Annotated in this window: 3 protein-coding genes; all 3 read right to left on the bottom strand. The window is 48.7% G+C overall.

Going from position 1 to position 2,081, the window contains the following annotated elements; genetic code table 11:
- Positions 1-143: 143 nt before the first annotated feature.
- Entirely contained in the window at positions 144-911 is a 768-nt protein-coding gene (locus tag WBV75_RS07455) for a TIGR02757 family protein (protein WP_424120003.1), read from the bottom strand.
- Positions 908-1,456, bottom strand: a complete 549-nt coding sequence (locus WBV75_RS07450) for a type II CAAX prenyl endopeptidase Rce1 family protein (RefSeq protein WP_424120002.1) — start codon at positions 1,454-1,456, stop codon at positions 908-910. Before WBV75_RS07450 ends, WBV75_RS07455 begins: the two co-directional genes overlap by 4 nt.
- A partial coding sequence (locus WBV75_RS07445; RefSeq protein ID WP_424120001.1) for an ABC transporter ATP-binding protein occupies positions 1,434-2,081 on the bottom strand: 648 nt, incomplete at its 5' end. The genes WBV75_RS07445 and WBV75_RS07450, both read right to left, overlap by 23 nt.

The following is a 2,081-nucleotide window of genomic DNA, read 5'->3' as shown; positions in this document are numbered from 1 at the left end:
CGAAGGGGGGCGTCGAATTCCTCTTGATTTACCTCAGGGCTACGGATTTGCCAAAAGGCCTTAGGTACTCTTGAGGCTGTAGAGAATTCCCAGACGCTTTTCAATAACAGTGTTTTTTCGGGAAACGACGCTTTTTAAAACAACTATTGAAAGCGCTCGAATACCCCTAACCCGAAAAGGGCGAAGTCATATTTTACAGGGTCCCCGGGATCCAGTTTTCGCAACGCCTTATCCAGTTCTGCTACCGCCCGGGCATCGTTCTGTTTGCGGGAGAGAAGGCCTAGGGCCCGGGCTACCTTTCCGGAGTGTACGTCGAGAGGGCAAGACAATTGCGAGGGTTGGAGCTGCGTCCACAGACCGAAGTCGACACCTGAATCCGAAGGGCGGACCATCCAGCGTAAAAACATATTGATGCGTTTGGCAGCAGATCCTTTGGCGGGGTTTGAAAAGTGTTTCTCTGAGCGTTGTAAATGCGGGATTTCAAAAAAGTGGCCGCGTACTTTTGTAATGGCCCCCTGCAAGTCCTCACCATGGGCATATTTGGCAAACAAAGATTCCATTCCCCCGTAATTCGAGTAAATATGCCGCAAACCTTTGACGAATGTTATAAAGTCGAGTCCGTTAAACGTACGGTGTACAAACCCCTGCAGAGGCTCGAGTTCTTCTTCTGAAGCGGACATCACAAAGTCATGCGGCGCCTGCTCCAGAAGTTCCATCATCCTGTTTGCACTTCGTATAATACTCAGGCGATTGCCCCAGGCGATGGTCGCGGTTAAAAAAGCGGCAATTTCAATATCTGATTTTTCGTGAAATCTATGCGGGATCTGAATAGGGTCTGAACTCAAAAATTCCGGCCGTTGATACTGCAGGGTTTTGGCGTCCAAAAAGGTTTTTAATGCAATTGTTTTCAAGATAAGCTAATTCCGAGTTCATGTAGCAGCAGTATTGGCCCCAACACTACGGTATTGTAAACGGCGTGAAATAGAATGCTCCACAATAGCCCGAAGCGTATCCGGACAAACCCTAAAAAAACACCGATATTCAGTTGGGGACTGATCAACAGGGGCGCAAGGGGCCAAATCTCCGAGAGATTTGGATAATTGCTCAGGTGTACGAGGGCAAAGGCCAGGGTGAATCCATAAAAAACCCATGGAAAAATCCTGGAATCCCTGAAAAACCACAACGGTCCTCTGAATATGAGTTCTTCGATGACGGGAGCTAATACGCAGCCTATAAAAAAAATCGTTATGGTCGAATACTTCTCGAAGAGTTCGTCAAGGGCGTGCTCCTCAAGGTTCCAGGGCCCAAGGTCGCTTATAACGCCTATTAGGATGGCCAGGAAAAGGGAAATCACCAAAGTCCACATCAGTAATATTCCCAAGGTGCGCACAGACGGATCCGGATCTGCCACATACTCCGGTTTCTTCAGAAAATCAAGTAGTGCCCGTATCTGCATTTTCTGAAAGGATCCTGCCGTCCACCATGGTGAGCTTCCGGTCTGCCATAGCAGCGAGTTCCTCATTATGGGTGACGATCACAAAGGTTTGCCCGTAGCGATCCCGAAGTTTAAAAAAGAGTTCATGCAGCCGATCTGCGCTGGAAGAATCGAGATTCCCACTGGGTTCATCTGCCATGATAACAGCTGGCCTGTTGATAAGTGCCCGGGCCACGGCCACACGCTGCTGTTCTCCTCCTGAAAGTGCTGAGGGCTTGTGGTGTAAACGGTGGCTTAAGCCGAGAAAGTCCATAAATTCCAAAGCTTGTTTCTCGGCTACTGCCCGATCGGTATTCTTTATAAATGCCGGGATGCAAACATTTTCCAGGGCCGTAAATTCAGGGAGTAACTGGTGAAACTGGAAGATAAAACCAATATGTTCGTTCCTGAATCGGGCCAGGCCTTTTTCGTTCAGGCCCGTGATATCCACTCCATTGACCTTAATGCTGCACGGTTGTTTTGTGGAAGGGGTGTCCAGGGTCCCCAGAATTTGGAGCAGCGTTGTCTTACCGGCTCCCGAAGCTCCAACAACTGAAACTATCTCGCCTTTTTTGATATCCAGACTGACACCCTTTAGTACTTCGAC

The organism is Robiginitalea sp. (assembly GCF_049588695.1).
Classification (GTDB): Bacteria; Bacteroidota; Bacteroidia; order Flavobacteriales; family Flavobacteriaceae; genus Robiginitalea.
This window is presented reverse-complemented; position numbering and strand designations above follow the sequence as displayed.